The organism is Microbacterium sp. K35 (assembly GCF_004794375.1).
Classification (GTDB): Bacteria; Actinomycetota; Actinomycetes; order Actinomycetales; family Microbacteriaceae; genus Microbacterium; species Microbacterium sufflavum.
The window spans coordinates 1-1,729 of record NZ_SSDM01000097.1; the positions used below are offsets into that span (position 1 = coordinate 1).

Annotated in this window: 2 protein-coding genes; both read right to left on the bottom strand. The window is 73.7% G+C overall.

Annotation, left to right across the window (positions count from 1 at the left end; genetic code table 11):
• Positions 1-1,091: serine/threonine-protein kinase (locus DW299_RS02600; RefSeq protein WP_136035540.1), on the bottom strand; the 1,091-nt coding region annotated here is incomplete at its 3' end.
• The coding region (locus tag DW299_RS02605) for an FHA domain-containing protein (protein ID WP_136035541.1) at positions 1,088-1,729 on the bottom strand (642 nt) is incomplete at its 5' end. The genes DW299_RS02605 and DW299_RS02600, both read right to left, overlap by 4 nt.

Consider the following 1,729-nt stretch of genomic DNA (forward strand, 5'->3'; position numbering starts at 1 on the left):
ACGCTCTTCCGATCTTCCGGAGCCCGACGCTGCGTCTGCTCCACGTCGGGCTCCGGACGCGGCGGGGAGTCGAACCGCGGGGCGTCGGGCACCACGACCGACGGACCCTTGGGCTGCGTGGCCGCGGACGGCCGCGTCGAGGTGGACATGCCGGGGTCGATGCTGACGATCTCCCGCACCCGGGTCAGGCCGTCGTTGTCGTCCTCCAGGTCTTCCGCGGGCGGGTGGTCGTCGACGATGTCGATCGGCGTGACCGAGTGCGACAGCTCGATCTGCACCTTCTGCAGCGCCCGGGCGAAGGCGACCGCGCTCGGGAAGCGGTCGTCGGGGTTCTTGGCCATCGCCCGCTCGAGCAGCCGCTGCAGGCTCTCGGGCGAGTCGGGACGCCCGAGCGGGGGCAGCGCCGCCCGTTCGATGCGCTCGATCAGGTCGGCGCTGGAGTTGCGCTCCCCCGGGCGCTCGAACGGCGAACGCCCCGCGAGCAGCGTGTACAGCGTGGCACCCAGCGCCCACACGTCGGTGCGCGGACCGCTCTGCGGCGGCTCGGCGAACGACTCCGGCGGCGACCACGGGATCGACATGCCCGACGCCTCGCCCGTCGCGCCCGTGGTGGACGCGATGCCGAAGTCGGTCAGCGCCGGACGGTTGTACTCCGTGACGAGGATGTTCGCCGGCTTGATGTCGCGGTGCAGCACGCCCGCACGATGCGCGGTCTCCACGGCCCCCGCGACCTGGACGCCGACACGCAGCGCCTCGGCCACCGAGAACGGCTCCTTGCGCGAGCGCAGCTGCAGGTTCGGCCGCGGGCAGTACTCCATCACCAGGTACGGGCGCCCGTCGCCCGCGACACCCGCCTGATAGATCGTGACGATCGCGGGGTGCGTGGACAGCATCGCCATCACGTTCGCCTCGTCGGCGAACTCCTGCGCCGCCCCGCTGGAGATGCGGTCGGCGAGCAGCACCTTCACCGCGACCCGGCGCCGCGGCATCTCCTGCTCGTACAGGAAGACGTCGGCGAAGCCGCCCGTGCCCAGCGGCTCCACATAGGTGAAGCCGGGCAGGGCGGGCGGCGGGGAGGGGCGACGACTCACGGCAGGTCCTCGAACGCGACGGTCACGCCGTCACCGAGGTCCACCACGTCGCCGGACAGCACGAGCGTCTGCTCGCCGGGGTGCAGCCGCACCGGGTCGGCACCAGGGCGCAGCAGCGTCGAGCCGTTCGTCGTGTGCAGGTCGATGACCACCACGGTGTCGCCCTCGGGACGCACCTCGAGGTGGCTGCGCGAGATGTCCTGCTGCGGGCTCTCGACCGCGATCAGGTGCGGCATGTTCGCCCCGCTGGCCCTGGTCGAGCGCGGGCGACGGCCGATGATGACCGTGCGGTCGAGCGTGACCACCTGTCCGGTCGAGACGCGGATGCGTCCGGTCGACACCGCGGCGGGCGCGGCGACCGGGATGACCTCGGTGGGGGCGTCGGGCGCCGCCGCGGGCTGCTGCCGCAGGTCGCGCAGCTCGGCGGCGGAGATGGTGGAGCCGTCGTGGTCGCCCGCGGCGGGCGGCGGGGCCGGAGCGGACTCGGGCTCCTCGCTCGGACGCACCGCGGCGGCCTCGATCGGCGTGTGCACGGTCGCGCCCCACAGGTGGTCGAACTCGTCCACGGGCGGCGCGAGCGTGGCCTCGGTGGGCACGAGCGTCGCATCGGGCGCCGCGTCGTGGACGAGGCGGTGCCC